The sequence below is a fragment of the Arthrobacter sp. MP_M4 genome (genome assembly GCF_035984855.1).
Taxonomy (GTDB): domain Bacteria; phylum Actinomycetota; class Actinomycetes; order Actinomycetales; family Micrococcaceae; genus Arthrobacter.
The window spans coordinates 1-24,810 of sequence record NZ_JAXCHX010000001.1; the positions used below are offsets into that span (position 1 = coordinate 1).

The following is a 24,810-nucleotide window of genomic DNA, read 5'->3' on the forward strand; positions in this document are numbered from 1 at the left end:
GCGCTCGGCATCTTCCTCCTCGCGTCCCTGGCCTTCGGGTTCTACGTCGGGAACTTCAGCAGCTACAACCAGACCTACGGCGCGATCGGCGGAGTGATCATCTCCCTGCTCTGGCTCTGGATCCTGAACATGTCACTGCTCTTCGGCGCCGAATTCGACGCCGAAACCGAACGCGGCCGCCAACTCCAAGCCGGCATCAAAGCCGAAGAAACCATCCAACTCCCACCCCGCGACACCAAAAAAAGCGACAAACTCCAGGAAAAAGAAGAACAAGACATCACCCAAGGCCGCGAACTCCGCGAACACCACACCACCACAGACGGCGACAGCCCCGAATCACGAGGGCAGAGCGCTCGATCCGGCGGGGCCAGCACGATCGACCGCTCCGGCGAGGGCGGCTAGGCGGAGCATCACGGACGCGGATCCCGGGCAGCGGCGTAGGCACGCTCGCGCAGTTCACGCGCCCACCGGTAGGTGCCGGCGCCGGGCAGCGGATGCCTGACCGGGTCGAACCGGGTATTTAGGCCCGTTTCTCCGGGTTCAATGGTCAGCAACAGGGTGCCGAAGCGGATCCACGGCCCGGCGGGCTTGGCGTGGTAAAGCCCCAAAGCCCAGGTGCCGGTGGCAAGCCTCCGGCGGAACGCTGCGGGGGCGGCAGGAAGCCCCTTACCGGGCACGTCCGGCCGGGCCGCGAGCAGCACCGGTCCCCGGGACCCTCTATAGGGCATGAGTGAGGTCAGCGTGCTGGTGCTGGCGTAGCGGTGGAAGGTGAGCACCAGGCGCCCGGGCCAGGACAAGCCGGTCGATGCCAGTAAGACGTCCGCGGGTCCTTCCTCCGTCGTAATCCGAAGCGCCAGGCCAAGAATGTCCGGCCAGCCGGCAGGCAGGCCGAGGGACCGCGATAACCGGGCGCTCACCGCCGTGGTGCCGGGAGAATCGATCCACAGGATTCCGCTTTCGGGGGTACCTGGCAGTTTTTCGACGGTTCCAGTGAGTGCTACCCCCGCGGGATGGATGGGGCGGTCCGGGCGTACGATTTTCAGGGCTTTGAAAGCCGCCGCGAGTGCCCGGCCGGCAGCCCGGCTAAGAGAGTGCTTCATGCCGTGTTCCCTGCCGGGCAACGGTACGGTCCCTGGAGTAGCCATAGCCATACGTTACCGCCGGGCTACTATTGAGCCAACCAGTCGGCGTGCACTCCTGCCACGGCGGGAGCCGCCGGACAGCACCAGCAGGATTGGCCTCAGGACGCACCGGATCCGACCAGTCCGCCTACAGTTCCACGAAGTATTCGAACTTGGACGCCTACGTCGATGACCTCCTGGAGGTCTGTGCCGAACTTAACCTGCAGGACGTGGCGCTCGTAGGACACAGCGTCGGGGCCATGATGGCCGTCGGTGCAGCAGCCCGGGGCGACGGGCACCGGTTCAGCCGCCTCGTCCTGCTCACGGCATCGCCCGTCTACATGAATACGCCGGGCGCTCCCGAAATGGACCACGAGATCCAAGGCAGCTTCGGCCGGATCAACCCCCGGGTGGCACGCGACTTCGCCCGGGTGGCGTTCCTGTCCGATGTCCGGCACCTCCTCCGCGACGTCACCGTCCCCGTGCTGGTCCTGCAGAGCACTCACGACGTCGTCACTCCGGAGCACGTCGGAACGTATCTGCACCACGAACTCCCCAACAGCACCCTCGTGCGGCTCGCGGCCACCGGCCACTTCCCCCAAAGCAGCGCGCCGGAGGAAACGTCTGCGGCCATCCTCGAATACCTGAAGCAACGATGAGCGAGGCGACCGCGGCAGCGGTCAACTACCGGCAGCTCTTCCATCAGGCTCCCGCGGGGTACGTCGTGGCTGGCGTCGACGGGGCGATCCTCGCCGCGAACGCTACTCTCTGCGCCTGGGTTGGCGTCGGCGCCCTCGACGGGACGCGCCTGCAGGACCTGATGCCGGCGGGGGACCGGCTTATGTACCGCACGCAGGCCGGGCCGAAGCTGGAACGCGACGGCCACTTTTCCGAACTCTCGATCGAGCTGCTGGGCGCCGACGGGCAACGCCGGCCGGTGCTGCTCTCCGTCACCCGGACTACCGACGGGCCGGAGCCGCGGGACTTGATGATCTTCTTCGGGGCCCCGAGCGGCGGCGGTTTGAGCGTGAACTGGCCAGTGCGCACCGGCTGCTCGAGGACGCTGAGGCGGCGCGGGCCAGACTCCTGCAGGAAGCGCGCCACCGGGCCCTCACCCCGGCGAGTTGGAGACAGTGGCTGGGCTGGCCCGGGGCTGCCTCGCTGAAACTGTCACCGTCGCGGGCACGGAGCTCCAACTGGGCATGTCCGTCGGGCGGGCAGACACCGCCGTGCCAGCGGACGCGGGCGAGGCCGGTCACCAGGAACTGGCCAAAGCGCTGCTGATCGCCGCCGACCAGGACATGTACCGGGTGAAAAGCGAAAGGCGGCGAGCCGCGCTCCGGCGGCCGGCTGAGCCGCGCGGCCCGGCATCGGAACTGACGAACAGAAACAGAACGACGACGGCAGGAGATTCCCGCCGTCGTCGTGCCGTTACCTGGGCTGCGGGTCCTAAAGGTTAACCGTTTCGAGGTTCGCGGCGCCGTGACGCAGGCTCAGCGTGAAGGTGTTGGGTCCGCTGGCGTGGACGGCGATGTTGGTCTTGGCGGTGTTGTGGCGGACCGACAGGTCGTGAACCAGGGCGTCCAGTTCGCTGTGCATGCTTGCGCGGTCCCAGAGCTTGTGGGTTACCGATGAGTTAGCAGTTTCAAACGTCATTGTTCAGTGCTTCCATTCGTGATCCGGAGGTCCGGGCGCCGCACCGTTGCGGCTTGCCGGCCGGGACGTTCCCGTCCCAGGCTTGCCATTTCATGATGCACAGCGCCGGGAGGGGGTCTCAAGCCAAACGGCGATTATTGCAGGTGAGACTCCTCACAGTCCGGCCCGGACCTCCCATCTGGATGTCCGCCGGCGTTAAAAAGGATACGGCGCGATCTCCGGGCGCATGGTGAGCCACTGGACCTCGGTGAAGGCCTCGATATTCGCCGTGGCACCGCCGAACCGTGACCCTGTTCCGGAGGAACCCACACCGCCAAACGGCGCATTGGCCTCGTCCAGCACCGTTTGCTCGTTGATGTGCACCTTGCCTGAGTGGACCCGGTCTGCGAGTTTCATCGCCGTCCCGACGTCCCCCAGGATTCCTACGGAGAGGCCGTATTCATTGGCGTTGACGAGGGCCACCGCCTCGTCCACGGTGGAGAACTTGATGACCGGGGCGACGGGGCCGAAGATTTCCTCGGCGAAGGCCGGGTTGTCCGGGCTGAGGTCGGCCAGCACCGTGGGCCGGTAGAAGAGTCCGTCATGGGTGCCGCCGGCGGATAGCCGTGCGCCGGCCTGGACAGCGTCCTCCACGATTGCGTGGATGCGTTTGAGCTGTGTCTCGTCAATGATCGGTCCCAGCGCCACCGTGCCGCTTGCCGGGTCGCCGACCGGGAGGTGCGCGGCTTTGTCACTGAGCGCAGCCACGTAGGCGTCGTAGATGGACTCGTGGACGAGGTGCCGGCCGGTGGTCATGCAGATCTGGCCCTGGTGCATAAACGAGCCGAACGCACCCGCGGATGCGGCCTTGGCGAGGTCGGCGCCTGGAAGCACGATCAGCGCGTTGTTGCCGCCGAGCTCAAGGTGCGCCCGCTTAAGGTGCCGGGCTGCCGCCTCGCCCACCTTGCGGCCGGCCGCCGTCGACCCGGTAAACGAGACCACCCGGACCTCGGGGGCTTCGACGACGGCGGCGCCCGTTTCCGCGCCGCCGGGCAGGAGCGAGAGAAGCCCGGCGGGCAGGCCGGCTTCCTCGAAAACCCGCATCAGCGCGACGCCGCCGGACACTGCCGTCCGCGGGTCCGGCTTCAGCAGCACGGCGTTGCCCAGGGCCAACGCCGGGGCCACGGAGCGGATGGACAGGATGAGGGGAAAGTTGAACGGTGCAATCACGGACACGACGCCGGCCGGGCGGCGCCGCGCGAACGACCACCGCGCGTCATTGGAGGGCAGGACCTCCCCCGCCGGGTGCGAGGGCAGCGCGGCGGCCTCGTAGCATTCGTTGGCCGCGATGTGCGTCTCCAAGGCCGCCTTCGCCGGAATACCGCCGCTTTCGCGAATGATCCAGCCCTGGATTTCTTCGGCGTGCTCCTCCCAGAGTTGGCCGGCACGGCGAAGAACGGCGGCCCTTTCCTCGGGACGCGCGGCAGCCCACGCCTGCTGGGCGTCGGCGGCCGTGGTGGCGGCGAGCCCCACGTCCGCGGCCGTGGCGACGCCGACGCGGCCCAGGACGGCACCGGTGGCCGGCTCGATGACGTCCAGGCTTCCACCGGAACCTCCAATCCAGCCGGCGATGTTGATTTTCCCGTCCCAGCGGGCGGTGTCGAGGAACGTGTCGAGAATGGTGGGGGAGACAGCCATGGCGTGCCTTTCGGTGGAGTGGATCAGAACGGGGAGACGGTGGTGATGGGGACTTCGATCAGGGTGGGGCTGCCGGAGGCGAGCGCCTTGGTGAAGCAGTCCCGCAGCTTCTCCAACGAATCGGCGCGGTCCGCGTCCACCCCGTAGCCCGCGGCGAGCGAGACGAAGTCGATCCCGGGGACGTCCAGGCCGGGCGCGTCGAGGGCGTTAAGCTTGGCCGCGAAACCGCGGAGGGCCCCGTAGGTGCCGTTGTTCAGAATCACGAACACCACGGGGATCCCGTACTGCGCCGCCGTCCAGAGTGCTGTGATGCCGTAGTTCGCGGAGCCGTCGCCGATGAAGGCCACCACCCGGCGCTCAGGTTCCGCCAGTTGGACTCCGACCGCGGCCGGCATGCCGAACCCGAGCCCGCCGGAAGCGGGGAAGTAATAGCTGCCGGGGTGGCGCATGTCCATCCGGTCCCAGAAGGCGCCGACCGTCGACGTCGTCTCGTTGACGTACACGGCGTCCTCCGGGGCGAGCCCGTTGATGAGATCGAAGACGGCCTCCGGAGCCAGCCCGCTTCCGTCACCCGGTTCCTGCGCGGTCGGTGCGGTCAGGCCGCGCCTCTGACGCGGCTGCTGCTGCGCACCGTGCGGTGCCACTGCCGCGGCCAGGCGGCGCAGCGCCGGGCCGATCGACGCCACCAGCGCGCGCCCCATCGGTGCGCGGGCCGCCTCTGAAGGGTCGCAGGTGATCTGCAGCAGGGAGGCGCCCGCGGGGAGGTAGTTCCCGGGTTCGTATTGGTGGTACCGGAACACTGGGGCGCCAACCACCAGGATCAGGTCATGCCCGGCCAATACGCCGGTGATGCCCGCGACGGCGGCGGGCAGCACGCCGCGGAACGCGGGGTGGGTGGTGGGGAAGGGGCAACGCGCGGCGGACGGTGCCACCCAGACCGGGGCGCCGAGCCGCTCGGCGAGCGTGACGGCGTCGGAGTTCCCCCGGGCGGAGTCCACGTCAGGTCCCAGGACCAGCACCGGGTTCGCGGCGCCGTCGAGGGCTGCCACCAGGTCCGCGAGCTGGCCGTCGGAGAGCTCACCGGCGTGTTCGACGGCGCGTGCGGCCAGGTGCTCTTCTGCCGGTCCGGTCTCCTCCGCCCAGTCGTCGTAGGGGATGGAGACGTAGACGGGTCCGGACGGCTCAAGCGTTGCGGTGTGGATAGCCTGGCTGATAGTCCGGACGACGTCGTGCGGCGAGGCCGGCTCGGCGCTCCATTTGACGAGCGGGCGGGGGAGCGAAGCGGCGTCCACGTTGGACAGCATCACCTCCTGCCCGATGGTGGCGCGGACCTGCTGGCCCGCGGTGATCACCAGCGGCGTGTGCGAGTACCAGGCATTGGTGAGCGCGCCCATGGCGTTGCCCGAGCCCGAGGCGGCATGCAGATTGACCAGGGCCGGGCGGCGGGTGGCCTGGGCGTAGCCGTCCGCCATTCCTGCCACCACTCCTTCGTGGAGGCCCAGGACATACCGGAAATCCGCCGGCATGGCGGCGAGGAACGGCAGCTCGTTGGAGCCCGGGTTCCCGAAGATTGTGGTGAGTCCATGCTGGCGCAGGAGCTGGTACGTGGCGTCGTTGACAGTGGTCATGGTGGTGCGTTCCTATCCCGGGGCTGCTGGTCCTACAAAACTAGGATCCGAGCCCCTATGCCGACAAACAAATAATTCCATGCACCCGCATAGACGCTCTCTATGATGGGCTGGTGAGCCTTGACCTGAACCTGATCCGGACATTCCTGAGCATCTATGACCACCGTTCGGTGACCCGGGCTGCGCAGGAACTGTCGTTGACGCAGCCCACCGTCAGCCATGCCCTCGGCCGGCTGCGGCGCGCCTTGCATGACCCGCTGTTCGTCCGCGGCCCGGCCGGATACGCGCCCACAGCCCGAGCCTCGGAACTGGCGGCGGTGTTCCGTCAGGCAGTGCTCGCCGTTGACGACGCCGTGGACGCGGACCGGGTGTTCGATCCCACCCGCACTATCCGGACATTCCGGCTGTGCCTGACGGACATTGGCGAGAATGCGTTCCTGCCGCGGATCATGAAACAGCTGGTGGTCCAGGCACCCGGCGCCAGCCTGGAAGTGGTGCCCATGCAGATTTCCCAAGTCCGGACCTGGCTTGCCCACGGTGAGATCGATGGAGCCATCGCGAGCATTCCGCTGGAGGTCTCCGGCCGCCGCACCGTCGTGGCCGATGACCGCTACGTCTGTGTGCTGCCGGCCGACGCGGCGGCTCCGGGGCCGCGCATTGGCTGGGAGGACTTCCTGGCCCTCAAGCATGTGGCGATGGACCCGGCCGCGGGCCACGACCAGGTGGAACAGGCGATCCGGTCGCAGCAAGTGGAGCGGGTCATTGCTTTGCGGGTTCCGCACTTCTCCGCGCTTGCGGAGGTGGTGGTGGGCTGCCGCATGATGGCCATCCTGCCCCGGCAGATGGCCACCCGGATGGCGCAGCGCTGGCCCGTCGCCATCCGTGAGCTGCCATTCGATATGCCCCGGTTCGAAGTAAGCCTCTACTGGGATGCGGCCGTCTCGTCCACCGGCGCTGCGGCCTGGTTCCTGGAACTGGTGGCTGATGCGCTGGCCGAACCGGAGGAGTAAGGGCACCGGCGACGGTGACCGGTCCCGGGCGGCGGGGCCGGGCGCCGGACCGCGGCGCACGGGAGTCTCCGGCATCGCGGCGGCAACCTAGGAGATGCCGGCAGGCTTGGCCGACCCGGCGGGGGACTCCTCGGTGACCTCCGGGGCGCCGAGCTTGACCTTCGGGATGACAGCCACCGCGGCGACACCCAGCAGTGCGGCTGCCGCGAAGACGTAGAAGCTGAAGGGGTAGGCGATGCCGGCGACCACCAGCAGGCCCGTGATCCAAGGGCCCGAAATCGCGCCGAGGCGGCCGACGGCGGACACAAACCCCATACCGGAGGCCACGATGTGACGGGGGTAGAGGTAGCCCACGAAGCCGTAGACGAGCACCTGGGCGCAAAAGACGAAGAAGCCGGTGACGAAGACGATGCCGTTCAGCACCAGCTGGTTCTCCATCTTGATGCTCAGGATGGCCAGCAGTACGGCGGCAGCCGCGAACCAGAACATCGTGGTGCCCTTGACGCCGCGGCGGTCGGCGACCCGGCCGCCGACCAGCAGTCCGGCGATGGCACCCACATTCAGGACGAGGAGCAGGACGAGGGAGTCAGCCACGTTGTAGCCGGCTCCGCGCATCAGCTGCGGCAGCCAGGTGTTCAGGCCGTACACCAGCATGAGGCCCATGAATGCAGCGACCCAGAGGCCCAGCGTGATGCGCAGGTAACGCCCGCGGAGCAGACTGCCGATGCGGACCTTCGGCGCAGGCGCGCCCGCGGTCTTCGAGGCGGCAACGATAGGAGACGTTTCCGGCAGCTTGGCCCACATGAGGGGTACTGCGAGCAGCCCGAGAATGCCGCCGGCGTAGAAGAGCCATTCCCAGTGGCGGCCGACCAGCAGCGCGAGCAGCGACGCTGCGACGGCACCTACGTGGTAGCCGGTCATGGTGATGGTGCTGGAGTGCGCTTTGCCGTTACTGGCCGCAGCTTCCTGCATGGCCGTCACGGCGACCGGCATGCATCCGCCGAGCCCGAGTCCGGCCACCAGCCGGAGAATGCCCATCAGAGCCACGTTGGGCATCAGGGGGAACAGCAGGGTGAAGACGGAGAAAAGCGCCACGCAGATAATCAGGGGCAGGCGCCGGCCGAAGCGGTCCGAGATGGGACCGATCAGGGCCGCGCCGATTCCAACGCCGACGAGGGAAATCGTGGCCACGAAGGTGGCGCCCGCCGGGTCAATGCCTGCATGCTTGGTGTCCAGCAGGGTGGGAATAGAGGCGCCCAGGGCCACGAGGTCGAACCCTTCGAAGACGACCGTAAGCCAACAGAGAATGACGATCCATTTTCGTTGCGTTTGCATAGTGTGAACGTCCTTGGTCTACACAGCGGACACGGAAGCGTCCGGCGAAAATTTTGTTACTCCAAGTCTGGTGAGACCCACGACACATGTCCAATAGATAATAACGGCCCCGCGCATAGATGGGCTCTATGCGCGGGGCCGTTACAACAACCCGGGTTACGCGCCCTGGACCCGGTCCAGGAACTGCCGTGCGCGAAGCCGCAGGCCATGGATCTGGCGTTCGACAACCTCGGCAGGGTCCGGGTCGATCCCACTGACTGGCCGTGGCACGCGCACGTTGCCCGAGCACAGGAAGTCCGCGCAAGGGCATCTTGTCCTCCCGCCAACCGAGGACGTCCACATCCTCCCGCGTCAGCGTGCCAAAGAGGCGGGGAAGGTTGAGTTCGGCCGCCCGAGCAGCAGCCGACCTGCTACGGCAGCCGGGACGGCCGCAGCAACGTTGGGGTACCGGCCTGCCCGGGATCCAGGGGCACGGGGCTGATGAGCACCGCTGGTCCGCGGTGCAGGATGCCGTTCGAAAGCGGCTGGCAGCGGATGCCGCCCCGGCCCCGCATCGCGGCGTGCGCACCGGGGGCGAGCATCCGGTCCATCCAGGCACACGGATGGGCAGGCCGCCCGGCATGGAGCCGTACCAGGCCGCCCCGCGATTCCAAGCCGAACTCCCCGCCCAGCAGCGGGGCCAGCTGGGCGCCTCTGATGACCACATTGCGCCGGGTCAGCAGCGGATCAAACGGTCCGGTCCCCAGTTCCGCGGCCATGGCCTCAAGAGCCTCGGCGGAAATCAGGGTGACGGCCGCATCCATATGCGCGGCCTTGCCAAAGAACCGGTCCCCAACGATGCCCTTGCCCGCAACCAGCTCCACGCTCTCCGCATCAGCCGTCGGGACATCGGCTGCGCCGTCGCGGGCACGGCCGAAGTACGCGTGGGCCGGCGAGACGAGAAGGTGCAGGATCTCAACGTCATACCTGTAGCTGGGGGTCATACGTTTAAAACTATCCGCTGGCGGGGCCACCGACGGGGTCCTCTCCGCCGGCCTACCGCTGCCGGCCGCCGGCAAGCCGCAACCGGCCCACCCGCTCGCCCAGGATCCGCCGGGCCTCACCGGGCAGGCCTTCGTCGGAAATGAGTTCGTCGGCGTCTTCAAGACCGGCGATGGTGCTGATGCCCAGGGTGCCCCATTTGGTGTGGTCGGCCAGCACCACCACGCGGCGGGCCGCGGCCACGAACGCGCGGTCCGTTTCGGCCTCCAGCACGTTCGGCGTGGTGAACCCGGCGTCGGCGTCCACGCCGTGAACACCAAGGAACAACACATCGAGGTGCAGCTGCTTCAGGGCGGATGTGGCCAGCGGCCCCACCAGGGCATCGGAGGGGGTTCGCTCGCCGCCGGTGAGGATCACCGTGGACGGGGAGGAACTCTGGTGGAACACATCTGCGACGCGCACCGAGTTGGTGACCACCGTGATCCGGGGTCCGGCGGACAGCAGGTGGGCCAGGGCCCAGGTGGTGGTGCCGGCGCTGATGCCCACGGCCATGCCCTCGCGCACCTGCGCGGCGGCCTCGTGGGCGATGGCCATCTTCTCGTCCTGCAGCTGCGTTACCTTCAGGTCAAAGCCGGGTTCATGGGTGCTCACACCGCCGGGCAGTTTGGCGCCGCCATGGATTTTTTCCACAGCGCCAGCGGCGTCGAGCGCATCGATGTCCCGCCGGACTGTCATGAGTGAGACTCCCAACATGCCTGCGAGGTCCGCGACGCGAACGATGCGCTCGCGCTGGACTTCCGCGACGATGGCGGAGCGGCGGGCTGCGGCTAGCATGGAGCATCCTTCGTGGGGTGTTGAATTGGTAGCGGGGGAGTGGGGTGCGGGATGAACGCCAGCTTCCTCCTGCACATCCTAACTCCGCAGCCCGGTGCTTCATTTTGTTCTCTATTGTTTGATAATGTTTTGTCGTGTAGAAATGGATCCATGACGCGCATCACGAAGACCCGGCTGGGCGACGGCCGTGAGCTTTTCTACTTCGACGACGACGGCTCTGCCGAGCGGCCGGCCGCCTCCCTCGTGGACCACCGCGGACTGCCCAAACGGCCGCTGCCCGCTCAGCTGCGCTTCGATGCGCTAAGCCGCGAGTGGGTCGCCGTGGCCGCGCACCGCCAGTCCCGCACGCATCTGCCGCCCGCGGACCAATGCCCCATCTGCCCGACGACGCCAGCCAATCAAACCGAAATTCCGGCCCCGGACTACGATGTGGCCGTTTTTGAAAACCGGTTCCCCTCCCTCGGCCCGGACGCCGGCGGGATCCCCGCGGCACCGGGCTGGGGAACCACTGCGCCCGCCATCGGCCGCTGCGAGGTGGTGGCCTTCACCCCGCAGCACACCGCATCCTTCGCCGGCCTGGGCTGGCGTCGTGCCCGCACGGTGATTGACGCCTGGGCGCACCGGACGGAGGCCCTCGGCGCGCTGCCCGGAATCAAACAGGTCTTTCCGTTCGAGAACCGGGGCGCAGAAATCGGCGTCACCCTGCACCACCCGCACGGTCAGATCTACGCCTACCCCTACGTGACGCCCCGCGGGGCAGCCCTGGCCGCCGCGGCCGGCGCGTACCGGGAGGCGTCGGCCGGCATGGCAACGCTCACGTCGTCTTTGCTGCGGGCCGAACGCAGCGACGGCAGCCGCATGGTGCTTGAGGGCGAGCACTTCAGCGCCTACGTTCCGTTCGCGGCGCGCTGGCCGCTGGAGGTCCACCTGGTCCCGCACCGCCAAATTCCGGACCTGGCCGCCCTGACCGGGGCCGAGCGCGACGAACTGGCAGAGCTCTACCCGGAACTGCTGAAGCGCTTCGACGCACTGTATCCCACGCCGACGCCCTACATCGCGGCCTGGCACCAGGCCCCGCTGGAGCCGGCCCTGCGTCAGGCCGGTCACCTGCACCTGCAACTGACCTCGCCCCGGCGCGCGGCGGACAAGCTCAAATACCTGGCCGGCTCCGAGGCCGCAATGGGGGCCTTCATCAATGACACCACCCCCGAATCCGTTGCCATCCGGTTACGCGAAGTAGCGGGCGCCACGGTCCCCTTCGTCGCTAGTGAACCGGCCGGCGCCGCACGCCGCACCTCTCCAACCCCGGAAAGCACCCCCGCATGAACACCACACCACGCATCGACGCCGGGGCCCTGGCCCACCGATTCGAGTCCGTCTTCGGGGCGGCCCCGGACGGTGTTTGGGCCGCCCCCGGCCGGGTAAACCTGATCGGCGAGCACACCGATTACAACGACGGTTTCGTCCTGCCGTTCGCCATCGACAAGCGGGCCCGCACGGCCGTCCGGCTGCGCAGCGACGGCACCATCCGGCTGCTCTCCCTCTTTGGCGACCAGGGAATGGTCGAAGCCGATGCCTCGGCCCTGGCCCCGGGGGGCATCAAAGGCTGGGCCAAGTACCCCCTCGGCGTCATCTGGGCACTGCAGCAGCGCGGTATTGCAGTCCCTGGTTTTGAGCTGTTGCTCGATTCCGATGTCCCGCTCGGCGCGGGGTTGTCCTCCTCGCACGCGATCGAATGCGCCGTCGTCACGGCCCTGAATGACTTGACCGGCGCGGGGCTGACAGCCCAGGACATGGTCACACTGACCCAGCATGCCGAGAACGCGTTCGTTGGCGCGCCCACGGGGATCATGGACCAGTCCGCGTCATTGCGCGGCGCCCGCGGGCACGCGGTCTTCCTCGACTGCCGGGACCAGTCCGTGGAACTTGTCCCGTTTCAGGCGCAGGACGCCGGTCTGGTGCTGTTGGTCATCGACACCAAGGTGGCGCATTCCCACGCCGACGGCGGATACGCCTCCCGCCGCGCGTCCTGCGAGCTCGGCGCCGATCTCCTGGGAGTCGCGGCCCTGCGGGATGTCACCGTGGCCGACCTTGCGGAGGCCCGCGGGCTCCTCGATCCCGTCACCTTCCGGCGGGTCCGCCACGTGGTCACCGAAAACGACCGTGTGCTGCAGACGGTGGAGATCCTCCGGTCCCAGGGTCCGGACCAGATCGGCAGCCTGCTCGATGCCAGCCACGCCTCCATGCGTGATGATTTCGAGATTTCCTGCCCCGAGCTGGACCTCGCCGTCGATACCGCACGCGGTCACGGCGCCATCGGCGCCCGGATGACCGGGGGCGGTTTCGGCGGTTCGGCCATCGCGCTGACTCCGGTCGAAGCTGAGCAGGAGGTCCGGGACGCCGTCGCGCGGGCCTTCGGGAAGGCCGGGTTCACCGCGCCGGACATCTTCACCGTCACGCCGGCAGCCGGCGCAGAGCGACTGTCCTGACGACGACGGTTCTGCTAGGGCTGGAGGGGCAGGTCCAGCACGGTGAAGATTCCCAGCACGGCGAGAACCACAACGCAGCAGGCAATGGCTGCCGTCCCCTTGATATTCGCAGCCATCGCGGCGCCGCCGATGCCGCCGGCGTGGTGGTGGTAGCGGCGCCGCTGCGTCAGGGCAATGCCTGCGGCGGCCAGGAGGGCGGCCGTTACCAGGGTGCCGGCAAACCAGCCATGGAGCGGAACCCAGCGCAGGAAGACGCAGGCCGCGGTGACCAGCGTCAGTGCGGTCCGGCGCCAGGCGAGATCCGTGCGCTCGGGCTGGAGACCGGGATCATGGTGCAGCCTGGCGGGCCGGGCACCGGCCACGGCTAGGACGCCCGTCCGAGGACGAAAACCATCAGTACGGCAGCCACTATGGCGCCTCCTGCCGCCAGGACCGGGGCGAGCAACGGCGCGGGGAGGGGAATCTGTCGGCGCATGGCACGCTCCACATTGAGCCAGCGGAAGAACGAGCCACCACCGGTGACCAGGCCCAGCAGGAGTAACAGTACGGAGACCGTCTTGCGGAGTTCCGGAGTGAACAGTTCCAGGGTGAAGGCCTCGACGGCGATGCCGCCGGCCACCATGGCCAGCGAGGTCCGGATCCAGGCCAGGAAGGTGCGCTCATTGGCCAGTGTGAAACGGGGGTCGGGGTCGGTGCCGCCGCCCAGGGCGCGGGCCAGCAGTCCGCGCGGGCTCTGCCCGGGGTCCGGACCATTACCCACAGGACCGGGTGTGTTGTGTGCGTCTTCAGATGCGCTCATAGTGCTTTTAGGATGTCACTCAACCGGTGAAATCCACACTCTGCCGCCGCGGACCCTGCTACTCAGTTCTGAATGGCCGCATACATATTCAGGCTCGCCGAGAACACAAGCCACGAGAGGTAGGGCAGCATCAATAGTCCGGCAACCCTGCTGATGGGTCCGAAGTGGAGGACCGCGGCGGCCGCCGCCGCGGCGTGGGCACCAATGACGAGAAGTGCCAGCCACAGGGCGGCGGTCCCCAGTACCGGGTACAGGCCGAAGAACATCAGCGGCCACAGCAGGCACAGGAGCAGCAGCGCAGCATAGATCCTGAGTGCCGGCCGGCGGGCAACGTCCTGCTGCCGCCACACGAGCCACACCGCGACGGCCATGGCGGCGTAGAGCACCAGCCACGCGGAGCCGAACATCCATCCCGGCGGCGTCCACGGTGCCTTCTCCGCGGCCGCGTACCAGCCGTCTCCGGCCATTCGGATCGGCAGGGAGCCCAGCGCAGACACGCACCAGGACGCCGCCAGGAAGCCCAGGAGGGCCACCCTTTGCCGTCCCCGCGGGCCGCCTTCGGCCAGGGTGGGGCGCAGGAGGCTGTTGTTGGGGTTCGCGGGCACTGACCCACGGTGGCCAATCGGGGCCCGCGGGTCAAATGACAACGCTGACCTCCGGCCCGGCTACGCGGTTCGAACCAAGCCTCAGGCCTCCGGCACCCGCAGCACCTCCACGGCGGCCAGCAGGTACGGCACGGGATCGGGGTCCGTGCCTGCCGCCCACTGCATCCACGCTTCAAACGTTGCGGCAAGATAAGCCGCGCACAGGTACCCTGCTGTGGCCTCGGGAACGCCGAGACCCATGAGGTAAAGCCGTGCCCGTTCGCGCTGGGAGGCGAGGGACTCGTAGCTCCGGCTGGCCAGTTCCGGATGTTCGGCGATCAGCCGCAGCCGTCCGCGCGACACCGACAGATCGGGGATCACCGCCACGCCGGCGGCGGCGGCCGCTCGCAAGCCCGCCATAACTCCGCCGCCGTCAAGGCCACTGCCGGTCATCTCGAGGGCGTGCCCCGAGGCCTCGATCACCGGCTCCATGCCGCCCCAGATCAGATCAGCCTTGTTGGCGAAGTACCGGTAGAGGCTCTTGCGCCCGATCCCGGCTTCCCGGGCGATGTCCTCCATGGAAGTCCGTTCGTAGCCATTCTCGGCGAACAGGCGCAGTGCCAGGCTGGCGATGGCGTCCGGGTCAATGGTCGCCGGGCGCCCTGCGGCACGCCTGCCGGCGGGCTGGGGGCAGTGCGGGGACATCCCACCAGTATTCACCCTTTCATTATGACACAGCGTGTCATAAGGTGGTGTGATCAACAGCGGAATCATCGGAAAGGTCATTATGGGCAGCGAAGCCACTTGGCAGGAAACCATCACAGCGGGCCGCTTCACCGGCAGGACAGTGATCGTGACGGGCGCCGGATCCGGCATTGGTCTGGCTACGGCCCTGCGCGTCGCAAAGGAAGGCGGAAGAGTAATCGCCGCCGACATCAGCACGGAACGGCTGGACGAACTGGTCGCCGGGAACAGCAGCCTGGATCTGGTTCCTGTCGCCGGTGACATTGCGGATGAAGGCGTCGTCGCCGCCGTCGTCGCTGCTGCGGGCGGCCGGGTCGACGCCCTCGCGAATGTCGCAGGCATCATGGACCACTTCGCCCCGATCCATGAGGTTGACGACGCCACCTGGGAGCGGGTCTTCCTCATCAACGTCACAGCCTTGATGCGCCTCACCCGGGCGGTGGTGCCAGTGATGCTTGAGGCTGGTTCCGGCTCCGTGGTCAACGTCGCTTCCGAGGCAGGGCTGCGCGGTTCGGCCGCCGGCGCCGCCTACACGGCGTCCAAGCACGCCGTCGTCGGCCTCACCAAGAACTCCTCGGTGATGTATGGGCCGCGCGGCCTGCGCTTCAACGCCGTGGCTCCCGGTGCCACCCTGACCAACATCGAAGCAACCTGGGGCTCCCAGTTGGCGGCCGAGCGGCTCGGCCCGCTGATGGGCGCCAACATCCCGGCTCCGGCCACGGCGGCCCAGCTGGCGGCTTCGATCACCTTCCTGCTCAGTGACGACGGAACCAATGTCAACGGTGCAATCCTCGCCTCCGACGGTGGCTGGTCAGCGGTTTGATCTCAGCCGCCGAACGCGCCGATCCGGAAGAACGGACCGCTCTGGACGAGACAGGCGGACAACGGAAGCGGACGACGGCGGGAGCTACCCGCCGTCGTCCGCTTCCTGCTTGTCCGGCTGTTTGCCAGCCGCCGGGCCGGACTAGGCGGGCTTCAAGGCCGTCCGCCACACCGAGACGGCCTTGGCACTGAACGTCCAGGTGGCTGTTCCGCTGGCCCCCGCGGTGGCTTGCACTTTGTCCGCCAGTTCAGCAATCTGCGCATTGGCGGCCTCCCAGCGCTCGGTCCAGCCGCTCGGGGCGGTTGCCGCGGGTAAGGAGCTGTCGAAGCCGACACCGCCGATCAGCATCGCCTTGTTGCTGGCTGTGGTGATGCTGGGAGCCGTGATGCTGGTGGCTGTGTAGGTGGTGTTCGTGGCTGTCACCACCTTGGTGTCCAGCGGCGTGGTTTTGTTGACGCCCCGGTAGGCCGTCATGCCCCCGCCCCATTTCACCGCAGTACTTAGGGTCCAGCGATAGCTGGCAGGGTCAGCGGAACCCACCACGTGGTAGTACGCAAACACCCGCGCTCCGCTGCTGATGTTGAGGGTGTTCACGATCGGGGTCCAGCCCGAGGGGGCGCTGGCTGCCGGGTTCTTGTCCGCAGTGAAGGACGCGACCAGGACGTCGCCGGCAGCGGTACCTGAAGGCTTGTTCAGCGTCACGGCAGTGGTGGCCGTGTTGGCGGTCGTGGTGGTGGACGCGCCGACGGTGATACTCGACGTCGGCGGCGGGGGTGTGACCCCGCCCAGCGTCCGGTAGGAGAACCAGTAGCGCTTGGTGACGTTGTTGCTGGCCAGCACCACCAGGCCGGTGGTGCTGTTGACGCTTTGCTTGCTGGTGGTCACATCATTCATGTTCGAGCTGGCCCCGTCCTGGATGATCGGGGTGCCGCGTCCGGATTTGAAGACGGGGTTGTCCATGGAGGCCGTCTTCTCGTAGATGGCGCCGGGGATGCCGGAGTAGGCGCAGCCGCTGACACCGGTGCCGGGCGCCGTATAGAACGCGTGCACCACGTTGTTCTGCGTATCCAGGACGATCTGCGGGCGGGACACGCAGTCACCGAGCGTGGCGACGGTGGATCGCGTGAACGCGCCCGTAGCCGGCTTGAAAACCACCAGCAGCAGCTGTGGCAGGGTCTTATCGGTCGAGCTGTCGTTGAGGCCGGTCTTGATCGCCGCGAAGACACGGCCGGTGCTGTCGGACTGGAGTGTCTTAATACTCAAGTGGTCGTCGGCGAGCTTGTTCCCCTTGACGGCATCCTGGACCTTCCATGCGGACGCCGCGGTCGGACTCGTCCCGTCCGTGTGGGTCGCCCAGTGGACGGCACCGGCGCGCTGGTCGCTCCACATGATGCCGATCTTGTTGCGGCCGAAGGCCACAATGGCCGAGATGTCATCCGGGGCAGGGCGGGGGTTCACGACAGGAAGGACGAACGGAGAGCTCCAGCTGGTGCCGCCCACTGCGGAGCGGTTGACGTAGACGGTGTTGGTGAAGCCGCTGGTGGAGTTGCCGGCGACCTGCGTCCAGGTGGCCCAGATGGCTCCGGTGCTGTCCCTGTCAATCGTCAGTGACTCACTGCTGTTATTGGTGATGGTGGTTGGGAAGCCACTGTCCAGGGTGAACTTCCCCGCAGCGAAGCTGTAGCGGTAGAGCTTGGCCGGCTGACCCGAAACAGAAGCCTTGGGTGAAGAGTCACCGGACACGGTCACCACATGGGAGGCGATGTACAGGTGGCTGCCGTCCCACAGGGTGTCGGACAGTGTGGAGGCGCGGGTGTCGTTGGTGAGGCCGGTGCTGACCCACGTCTTCGTTGAAACGTTCAGGCGGTAGATTTGCCAGCCCTTGCCGGAGGTCCACATATCGGCCCACCACGACCCGCCCGTGAACCACAGCTTGCTCTGCGGTTTATCCGACGTTGGCGGGTTGCTGACTCCGGTGTAACTGATGCTCGGATAACCGTAGTTGGTGGCCGCCGAGGCGCTGCTGGTGATTCCCAGCAGGCCTCCGGTCACAATTAAGGCCATGACCAGGCTTTGACTAATCCAGCGGACTGTTTGTTTCATCGTGATCGCCGTTCCTTAATACGCATAATCGCGGTTTGCATGACGAGCTGCCAATATCTCCCGACTACGGTGATGCCAGCTACTCTTCCCGGAAGTGAAAAGGGTTCTTTCGCTAGTGGAGTTTTCTGTCTTTCGTGGCGGAGAAAGAGCTGACATGGAATACGCGATATGTCCCCCCGGGTGTCAGGCAACCTGCACCCGGCATCCCGTTTCCCCCAAAGTCGCAGCCGCGGGCAAGCGCTGCCTCGACTGCGGTGCGCCGGCCCTAGACCTTGTGCTGGGGGCGGCGTACGGTTCCAGTATCTGCACAAAAGCGCTCAAACTCAACGAATATCGGCGTCAAATCCACCGAGTGAGTACACCGCCGAAGAGCCAGTCCCGGTTCCCGAGTAGGCAGCCCCGGACACCCAAGTAGAGGTGCAGGGATAACGTAGTCCGCGGAACGGACAACCAAGTATTAGCCACTCGTGACACAACATTGGGTGAACTTTAGGCTCAGACCAGGTCACCCGCCGGTGGCCGCTGGGGGTTCGGGGTCGCGCATAGTTTGACGAATATCTCTGAATTCGTCCTTTAGGTTCTCATTCGCTGGTGGCAATGCTGTTAGCGTCCGAAATTTCATGAAGTGGTGAGGCTTTTGTCTATTCCAAACTTAGTTCCAGATTCGCCGAGTGAGCGAATCGACGGCTCGCCGAGAGCTTCGGTGAGCGTGGTAATTCCAACTCTTAATGAAGAAATGAATTTGCCCTGGGTGCTGCGGCGCATGCCGTCCTATGTGGACGAAGTGGTCATCGTCGACGGTCGGTCCCACGACCACACGATCGACGTCGCCAAGGCGCTGAGGGTGGACGTTGTTGTCGTGGCGGAACCGCGCAAAGGCAAAGGCATCGCGGTCCGCGCCGGCTTCGCAGCGGCGTCCGGAGACATCATCGTCATGCTGGACGCAGACGGAAGCATGGACCCGCAGGAAATCGGCTGGTTCGTCTCCCCGCTTCAGCATGACTATGACTTCGTCAAGGGTTCCCGGTACGTCACGGGGGGCGGGTCGGAAGACCTGACCTGGTTGCGGAACGCCGGAAACCGGGTGCTGACAGGGCTCGCGAACACGGTGCTCAGGAGCAACTATTCGGACCTGTGCTACGGCTACATAGCACTCCGCCGGGAGTGCCTTGAGGTTCTCGAGCTGGAGTCCGACGGCTTTGAAATTGAGACGGAACTGATCGTCAGGGCCGCCCGTGCGGGTCTGCGGATCGCGGAAGTCCCGAGCTTCGAACTTGACCGCATCTCCGGTGTTTCAAACTTGCAGACCTTCCGCGACGGCTGGCGGGTTCTCCGGACCCTGGCGAAAGAGTGCACTGCGTGGGAAGCGCCGACCGCGGGGGCAAGGCCGGAAGCCCTCCGTCGGGTCAAGTACACCTATCCAAATGTCCGCTTTGCCCGCACACCTACGGACCCGCGGAGCGTGCTTACCGCGGTGGAAGGAGCCTAAGGTGCTCGACTTCAATTTCCGACCCAACGCCTCCGTGGTCATCTGCTCCTACACCGAGCAGCGCTGGGACCTGCTCATGGACGTCCTTGACTCGGTCCACGCCCAGACACTTCAGCCGAAACAGGTGATCGTTGTGGTTGACCACAACGAGGACCTGTATAAGCGGCTGGTTGCCGCTGTTCAGGACGTCACCCTGGTGGAAAGCACCGGGCTGCAGGGACTTTCCGGGGCACGGAACACCGGCGTCGGCCTGGCCACGTCGGAGATCGTTGCATTCCTGGATGACGATGCTGTAGCGGCTCCGGACTGGCTTGAAAAGCTGACGGCGCTCTATGACGATTCCGATGTCCTGGCTGTCGGGGGCAAGGTTGAGCCTTCGTGGGAAAGCGGACGCCCCGGACATTTCGGCCCTGAACTGGACTGGATTGTGGGGTGCAGCCACCGGGGCATGCCCAAGGTGGCCTCCGAAGTCAGGAACGTCATCGGCGCCAACATGTCCTTCCGGCTGCAGGTTCTGCAGCAGGTGGGCGGCTTCAACCTTTCCCTTGGCCGCCAGGGCACCAAGCCGCTGGGTTGCGAGGAGACCGAGATCTGCATCCGGGCCGGGGTCGGTTCCCCGGGTTCGCGCATCGTGTATGAGCCCGCAGCCTTGGTCCATCACTACGTCCCCCTGCAGCGCGGCACCTTCCGCTACATGCTGGAGCGTTCCTGGTCGGAGGGAATTTCCAAAGCCCAGGTCAGCCACATTGTGGGCCACAAACGGGCGCTGGGCCCCGAGCGGCGCTACGTGCGCAGCGTCCTGCCGCGAGCGGTTTTTTCGTCCCTGGCCTCGTGGGGCCGTGGTTCCGACCCTCAGGGTCTGCGCAGGGCGGGAACCTACGTGGCCGTTCTGGCTGTTACGGCGGCGGGATACTTCCGGGGCCGCCGTTCTGCCCACGGCGCCGGATCTCTCCTGGCCGGCTCCACTCCCGTCCCCCTCAGCGGCCCTCCCTGGAGGGAAGCCACGTGATTGCAGTCGGAAACGAGTTTGTGGTGGATATCGCGGACGCAGGGTTGGATCTCGCTCCTTCGATGGCAAACGAAGCCGTCCCCGACTGGTCGGGAGCTTTGTGGGTAGGTGCGGTGGATCTGGAGTCCCTCGCGGGCTACACCCATCTAAGACTGCAGGATTCGGTGGGTTACCACCGTGCACGCCTGCTGGTGCGCAGCGGACCATCCGTCCGGGGCTTCGTCGACGTCGACGCTCCGGGCGGTGTGGTGGATCGGGAGGATCTTGAGACTGCCGCGTCGGCTCTGCCGGCCGCGGTGGCACAGCAGGAGTCCTCGACGCCCTCCATCACGGTGATTGTGTGCACCCGGGACCGTGTGTCCCAGTTGCGTGGCGCCATCGCTGCGATCTTGCGTCTGGACTATCCAAACTTCGACGTGATCATCGTGGACAACGCGGCAAGCGCCGACGAAACCCGCGAGCTTGTGCGCAATGAGTTCCCGGACCCCCGGCTGACACTGATATCGGAACCACGGCCCGGGCTCTCCAGGGCCCGCAACGCCGGCATGTACCGCGCCGGCGGCGACATCGTCGCGTTCACCGATGACGACGTCGCGGTGGACACTTACTGGCTGCGGGGCATTGCCGCCGGGTTTGAACAGGCTCCTGATGTTGCGTGTGTGACCGGGCTGGTGCCGGCCGGAGAGTTGCGGTCGCCCGCGCAGGGCTACTTCGACGACCGCGTCAACTGGTCCAAAATCGTCGCACCAAAAGTTTTCTCCATGGCGGATCCGCCGGCCGACCTGCCGACATTTCCGTTTTGCCCGGGAGCTTTTGGCACGGGAGCGAACTTCGCACTGGATCGGCGTTCCGCCCTGGCGCTGGGAGCCTTTGACCCGGCGCTAGGCGTCGGTACGCGCACGGGAGGGGGCGAGGACATTGACATGTTCACCCGGGTAATACTCGAAGGTCACTCGCTGGTGGTCCAGCCCTCAGCGATTGTCTGGCACCGCCACCGTGCAGAGCTCGATGACCTGATCGTGCAGGCCCGCGGGTACGGCAAGGGCCTCGGATCATGGTTGACGAAGATCCTCTTGAACCCGCGCACAGCACGGTTCGCGATCGCCCGAAGCCCGCAGGGTGCCCTGCATTTCCTGAAGAACGCCCGGAACCATTCCTTGGGACAAAGTGCGGCAACGTCAGTCCCGGCGCACCAGGACCCTCGCATCGCGAAGGTCCTGCGCGCTGAGCTGGTCTCCGTCGGACGGGGACCACTGAACTACCTTCTTGAGCGGCGGTCGGGACACACATAGGCAGGCTTCCCGGCCTCCGGCACGGTATTCAGAGTTCCTTGGGGGAACGCGTCAGAAGGGGACGCTGCCTTCCTACCTGCACAGTCCCCGAAGATCGATCAAGAAAGTATCACCGATATGGGTCTCTTACTCCACGATGAAACACCCTCCGCCAAACGCCCACGACCAACGGTGGCGGCGCTGAGGGCAGACAGGCCATTGGATTTCGTGCTGGCCCTGGCAGGCCTCGTTCTTGCCGTCCTCATCCTCCTTGACCTCGGCGGCCCGATCCTAGCGCCTGTGACCTTCCTCGGCTGCCTTGTGCTGCCGGGGTGGGCCCTGGTGCGGCGCCTCCCGGATGCTGATCCGGCGGCCCGGGTGGTGTGGACTGTGGTGATGAGCGCGGCCATCTACACCGTTCCGGCCGCGGTCATGGCGTGGGTCCATTTCTGGCAGCCCCGGCCCGTGGCAGCTGCCATTCTGATTGCTGCGGCGGCCCTCATCGCACTTTTCCCCCCGCCGACCAGAACGGGCCGGCACGCAATCTACGGGCACCCGGTCAGCCGGCGCTCGCCGGATTGGCGTTCGCTGTGGACCCTGGGGGCATTCCGCGGCCACGGCCTCTCAACCTACCTGCCGTGGGCAGTGCTTACGGTCGCGCTGATCCTCTGGGGAATGGCGCTGGCGATGACGGGGGAAGCACTCGTCGGGAACCGGGGGCTCCTGACAACGTTCCCCCTGCTCTGGTACGTTGCCCTGGCCGTCGTCGTAGCGCTGTGCATCTGGGCCGTGGCCGCCAAGGAAATGGCTTCCAATACTTTCCTGGCCGCCTCCACGACGGGCCTCGTCGCCATGCTGTACGCCTCGGCCCCCATGCTGGTCAGTGTTCCGCGCCTGCCATGGTCCTACAAGCACATCGCGGTAACGGACTACATCGGTGCTACGGGCCAGGTGGATCCGTCGATCGACATCTACAACCGGTGGCCCGGTTTCTTTTCAGTCAGCGCGTTCATGGGCGAGGTCGTCGGGTACCGCGACGCCGTGGACTACGCGGCCCTGGCGGAGTTCGGCTTCGCCTTGCTAAACGTTGTGATTGTTCTCGCCATCGCGAGGACCCTCACCTCCAACCCGCGAATTTTCTGGACCGCAACCCTGGTCTTTGCCCTTACCAACTGGGTGAACCAGAATTACTACTCACCGCAGGCGTTCTCCTACACCCTCTACCTCACGATGTGCCTGATCGCGTTGACGTTCCTCCGCGGCACACCGGTGAGCATCGCCAGCTCCATTGAGGGCCGGCTGCACAAACTGCAGGGCCGGTTCAACCGGAAAGTTCCGGCGACCGCCAAGCTTGACGAAATTCACTCCAGCCGCGCCATGGTGTTACCCGCCACGGTGGCGATCCTCCTTCTGCAGGCCGTGACGGTGGTAAGCCATCAGCTGACGCCCTACATGGCGATCCTGGCGCTCTTCCCGCTTTTCGTCGTCGGGTACTTCCGGCCGAAGTGGATTGGCCCGGCGATGGCGGCCATGGCGATCCTCTACCTGCTGCCCAACCTGGACTACGTGGACAACAAGTATGGCCTCTTCAGCGGATTCGACATCTTCAAGAACGCCAGTTACGCCCCGCCCCAGGTCATCAATATTGAAGACGCTTCCGGCTGGCTTGGCCGCGCACCGGAAGTCCTCTCGCTCGTCGTCGGCCTGCTGGGTGTGGCCGGGCTGTTCCGCAACTTCCTCCGTGGCAACGTCAGGCAGACCGTAATTGTGGCTTGGCTGGCGGTGGCCCCGCTGTTTTGGCTCCTGGGCCAGTCCTACGGCGGAGAGGCCAAATTCCGGGTCCTGCTTTTCGCCCTGCCGTGGCTGGCGATCGGTACGGCCTGGCTGTTCTGGTCCGGGCCGGTCCGCACCCGTAAAGCGGTCACGGGCGCCATCGCTTCGCTGACCATTATGGCCGTCCTCTTCACGATTGTTTATTTCCAGGCCGAAGCGAAATTCCGGGTTCCCAAAGCGGACGTGGAGGCTGCGCAGTGGCTGGACGCCCGGGTGGGTCCGCGGGACGTGATTTTCGAAACCAACGCCTTCTTCCCGCTGCTGATCGGGCCAAACTACCCCAGCTACCTCGAATGGGGCCGGGTGACGTCCCTGACCAAGTTCCTCCAGGGCTCCCAACGCAGCCTGACACCGGAGGGCGTGCAGCAGTACGCGAACAACAACTGGAAGCCTGAGCGCGTCTTTGTTGTCTTCTCGGATTCACAACGGGACCAGGCGATCAAAGACAAATTGTTCGATGCCAACATGCTCCCCGCTCTTGAACGGGAGATAGCCGTAGGGGATAAATCCGATCATGTCTATGACAATGGAGCCGTCCGTATCTACCAGATCAAAAAAACCGGCTAACTTGGGGACGGGCGGCGGCAAAACCGCCAAAGCCATTATGGTCGTCGTCGCAGTAGCGATGCTGGTCGCGGTGGCTTTGTTCTTCCCAAGGCGGCCGGATCCCACCGGCATGCCGGTGGGCGACCTCCCCGGCTGGAAGCAAACCGGAACCCAGGATTTCACCACACCGGCCCGGCTGGGCCGGGTGGGGGAGGTCTACGGACCTGACATGCGCGGTTACCACGATCTCGAGGACACCTCCGGTGAAGGCCGCTACACGCCGGACTCCGTGCTCTCCGTCAAGGACGGAAAGCTTGACTACTATCTCCACACGAAGAACAGCACCCCGCGGGTAGCCAGCATCGTCCCCTTTGGCTACGAGGGCCAGACCTACGGCCGCTATTCCATCCGGTTCCGGTCGGACAGCCTGCCAGGCTACAAGATCGCCTTTATGCTGTGGCCCTCCAGCGATGACTGGCTGGACGGCGAGATTGACTGGCCGGAGGGCGAGCTGAACGGGAAGATGTACGGGGTCTCCGCTATCAAGGATTCTCCTTTGAAAGGACCGGAGAGATTTGACCCGGCCACACGGTATTACTCGAAGACCGATGCGACGGACTGGCACGTGGCGACGACGGAATGGACGCCCGGAAAAGTGAAGTGGTTCTGGGACGGTGAGTTCGTCGGAAAGACGACCATCCCGGAAGGTGTTCCCACCAACAACATGCGGCTGACGCTGCAGGCGGAGACGAAGGACGGAGCCGACAGTTCGTCGCCCCGGCCCGAAACCGCCGGCCATCTGGAGGTTGATTGGGTCGTGCAGTATGCCTACGCTCCCTAGAACGGTCCGCGTGAACAGTCCGGCAGGATTTGCCGAC

At 66.2% G+C, this 24,810-nt stretch carries 25 protein-coding genes; 12 read left to right on the plus strand and 13 right to left on the minus strand.

Annotation, left to right across the window (positions count from 1 at the left end; genetic code table 11):
- A partial coding sequence (locus RCH15_RS00005; protein WP_326956790.1) for a YihY/virulence factor BrkB family protein occupies positions 1–402 on the plus strand: 402 nt, incomplete at its 5' end.
- An 8-nt stretch (positions 403–410) separates the two neighbouring features.
- Here the strand turns inward: RCH15_RS00005 and RCH15_RS00010 are convergent.
- A complete protein-coding gene (locus RCH15_RS00010) occupies positions 411–1,100 on the minus strand; it encodes a hypothetical protein (protein WP_326956792.1) in 690 nt (229 codons plus the stop codon).
- An 89-nt stretch (positions 1,101–1,189) separates the two neighbouring features.
- Here RCH15_RS00010 and RCH15_RS00015 point away from each other — a divergent pair, with 89 nt between their 5' ends.
- Positions 1,190–1,780: an alpha/beta fold hydrolase gene (locus RCH15_RS00015; RefSeq protein WP_326957691.1), complete on the plus strand. Its 591-nt coding sequence runs from the start codon at positions 1,190–1,192 to the stop codon at positions 1,778–1,780.
- Positions 1,777–2,286 carry a PAS domain-containing protein gene (locus RCH15_RS00020; protein ID WP_326956794.1) on the plus strand — a complete coding sequence of 170 codons (510 nt, stop codon included), beginning with the start codon at positions 1,777–1,779 and terminating at the stop codon, positions 2,284–2,286. The genes RCH15_RS00015 and RCH15_RS00020 overlap by 4 nt, the downstream gene beginning before the upstream one ends.
- A 284-nt stretch (positions 2,287–2,570) precedes the next feature.
- Here RCH15_RS00020 and RCH15_RS00025 read toward each other — a convergent pair whose 3' ends face one another.
- The 3 genes from RCH15_RS00025 to mdlC form a co-directional block, all read right to left on the minus strand.
- On the minus strand, positions 2,571–2,777 hold the full coding sequence (locus RCH15_RS00025) for a hypothetical protein (RefSeq protein ID WP_326956795.1): 207 nt from the start codon (positions 2,775–2,777) through the stop codon (positions 2,571–2,573).
- Positions 2,778–2,972: 195 nt separating this feature from the next.
- Complete coding sequence (locus RCH15_RS00030) at positions 2,973–4,454, minus strand: benzaldehyde dehydrogenase (RefSeq protein ID WP_326956797.1); 1,482 nt, start codon at positions 4,452–4,454, stop codon at positions 2,973–2,975.
- Between the two features lie 23 nt (positions 4,455–4,477).
- Entirely contained in the window at positions 4,478–6,082 is a 1,605-nt protein-coding gene (gene mdlC, locus RCH15_RS00035; RefSeq protein ID WP_326956799.1) for a benzoylformate decarboxylase, read from the minus strand.
- 113 nt (positions 6,083–6,195) lie between these two features.
- Between mdlC and RCH15_RS00040 the strand changes: the two genes are divergently transcribed.
- Complete coding sequence (locus tag RCH15_RS00040) at positions 6,196–7,092, plus strand: LysR family transcriptional regulator (protein WP_326956801.1); 897 nt, start codon at positions 6,196–6,198, stop codon at positions 7,090–7,092.
- A gap of 87 nt (positions 7,093–7,179) precedes the next feature.
- Here RCH15_RS00040 and RCH15_RS00045 read toward each other — a convergent pair whose 3' ends face one another.
- The 4 genes from RCH15_RS00045 to RCH15_RS00060 form a co-directional block, all read right to left on the minus strand.
- Positions 7,180–8,427, minus strand: a complete 1,248-nt coding sequence (locus RCH15_RS00045; protein ID WP_326956803.1) for an MFS transporter — start codon at positions 8,425–8,427, stop codon at positions 7,180–7,182.
- A 156-nt stretch (positions 8,428–8,583) separates the two neighbouring features.
- Positions 8,584–8,769: an FBP domain-containing protein gene (locus tag RCH15_RS00050; RefSeq protein WP_326956805.1), complete on the minus strand. Its 186-nt coding sequence runs from the start codon at positions 8,767–8,769 to the stop codon at positions 8,584–8,586.
- A 68-nt stretch (positions 8,770–8,837) separates the two neighbouring features.
- Positions 8,838–9,410 (minus strand): MOSC domain-containing protein, encoded by a 573-nt coding sequence (locus RCH15_RS00055; RefSeq protein ID WP_326956807.1) that lies wholly within the window; start codon positions 9,408–9,410, stop codon positions 8,838–8,840.
- Between the two features lie 52 nt (positions 9,411–9,462).
- On the minus strand, positions 9,463–10,242 hold the full coding sequence (locus RCH15_RS00060; RefSeq protein ID WP_326956809.1) for a DeoR/GlpR family DNA-binding transcription regulator: 780 nt from the start codon (positions 10,240–10,242) through the stop codon (positions 9,463–9,465).
- A gap of 150 nt (positions 10,243–10,392) precedes the next feature.
- On the opposite strand from RCH15_RS00060, the gene galT reads away from it, so the two are divergent.
- A complete protein-coding gene (gene galT / locus RCH15_RS00065; protein WP_326956811.1) occupies positions 10,393–11,568 on the plus strand; it encodes a galactose-1-phosphate uridylyltransferase in 1,176 nt (391 codons plus the stop codon).
- Positions 11,565–12,731 (plus strand): galactokinase, encoded by a 1,167-nt coding sequence (galK, locus tag RCH15_RS00070; protein WP_326956812.1) that lies wholly within the window; start codon positions 11,565–11,567, stop codon positions 12,729–12,731. Before galT ends, galK begins: the two co-directional genes overlap by 4 nt.
- Positions 12,732–12,745: 14 nt before the next feature.
- Here the strand turns inward: galK and RCH15_RS00075 are convergent, their stop codons facing one another.
- From RCH15_RS00075 to RCH15_RS00090, 4 genes are all read right to left on the minus strand, one after another.
- Entirely contained in the window at positions 12,746–13,093 is a 348-nt protein-coding gene (locus tag RCH15_RS00075; protein ID WP_326956814.1) for a DUF202 domain-containing protein, read from the minus strand.
- A 2-nt stretch (positions 13,094–13,095) separates the two neighbouring features.
- Positions 13,096–13,530 (minus strand): YidH family protein, encoded by a 435-nt coding sequence (locus RCH15_RS00080; RefSeq protein WP_326956816.1) that lies wholly within the window; start codon positions 13,528–13,530, stop codon positions 13,096–13,098.
- Between the two features lie 62 nt (positions 13,531–13,592).
- Positions 13,593–14,135 carry a TspO/MBR family protein gene (locus RCH15_RS00085; protein ID WP_326956818.1) on the minus strand — a complete coding sequence of 181 codons (543 nt, stop codon included), beginning with the start codon at positions 14,133–14,135 and terminating at the stop codon, positions 13,593–13,595.
- Between the two features lie 81 nt (positions 14,136–14,216).
- Positions 14,217–14,819, minus strand: a complete 603-nt coding sequence (locus RCH15_RS00090) for a TetR/AcrR family transcriptional regulator (protein WP_326956820.1) — start codon at positions 14,817–14,819, stop codon at positions 14,217–14,219.
- Between the two features lie 82 nt (positions 14,820–14,901).
- Between RCH15_RS00090 and RCH15_RS00095 the strand changes: the two genes are divergently transcribed.
- Positions 14,902–15,681 (plus strand): SDR family NAD(P)-dependent oxidoreductase, encoded by a 780-nt coding sequence (locus tag RCH15_RS00095; RefSeq protein ID WP_326957693.1) that lies wholly within the window; start codon positions 14,902–14,904, stop codon positions 15,679–15,681.
- Between the two features lie 141 nt (positions 15,682–15,822).
- Here the strand turns inward: RCH15_RS00095 and RCH15_RS00100 are convergent, their stop codons facing one another.
- Positions 15,823–17,784, minus strand: coding sequence for a hypothetical protein (locus RCH15_RS00100; protein WP_326956822.1), 1,962 nt, complete (start codon positions 17,782–17,784; stop codon positions 15,823–15,825).
- Positions 17,785–18,493: 709 nt separating this feature from the next.
- On the opposite strand from RCH15_RS00100, the gene RCH15_RS00105 reads away from it, so the two are divergent.
- The 5 genes from RCH15_RS00105 to RCH15_RS00125 all read left to right on the plus strand — a co-directional run bounded on the left by RCH15_RS00105 (position 18,494) and on the right by RCH15_RS00125 (position 24,773).
- The gene (locus tag RCH15_RS00105) at positions 18,494–19,273 is read left to right on the plus strand and encodes a glycosyltransferase family 2 protein (protein WP_442784495.1); all 780 of its coding nucleotides are present in this window, start codon (positions 18,494–18,496) and stop codon (positions 19,271–19,273) included.
- Between the two features lies 1 nt (position 19,274).
- The gene (locus tag RCH15_RS00110) at positions 19,275–20,282 is read left to right on the plus strand and encodes a glycosyltransferase family 2 protein (protein WP_326956826.1); all 1,008 of its coding nucleotides are present in this window, start codon (positions 19,275–19,277) and stop codon (positions 20,280–20,282) included.
- On the plus strand, positions 20,279–21,574 hold the full coding sequence (locus RCH15_RS00115) for a glycosyltransferase family 2 protein (RefSeq protein WP_326956828.1): 1,296 nt from the start codon (positions 20,279–20,281) through the stop codon (positions 21,572–21,574). Before RCH15_RS00110 ends, RCH15_RS00115 begins: the two co-directional genes overlap by 4 nt.
- Positions 21,575–21,691: 117 nt before the next feature.
- Complete coding sequence (locus tag RCH15_RS00120; protein WP_326956830.1) at positions 21,692–23,953, plus strand: hypothetical protein; 2,262 nt, start codon at positions 21,692–21,694, stop codon at positions 23,951–23,953.
- Between the two features lie 37 nt (positions 23,954–23,990).
- On the plus strand, positions 23,991–24,773 hold the full coding sequence (locus RCH15_RS00125; RefSeq protein WP_326956832.1) for a glycoside hydrolase family 16 protein: 783 nt from the start codon (positions 23,991–23,993) through the stop codon (positions 24,771–24,773).
- Positions 24,774–24,810 lie beyond the last annotated feature (37 nt).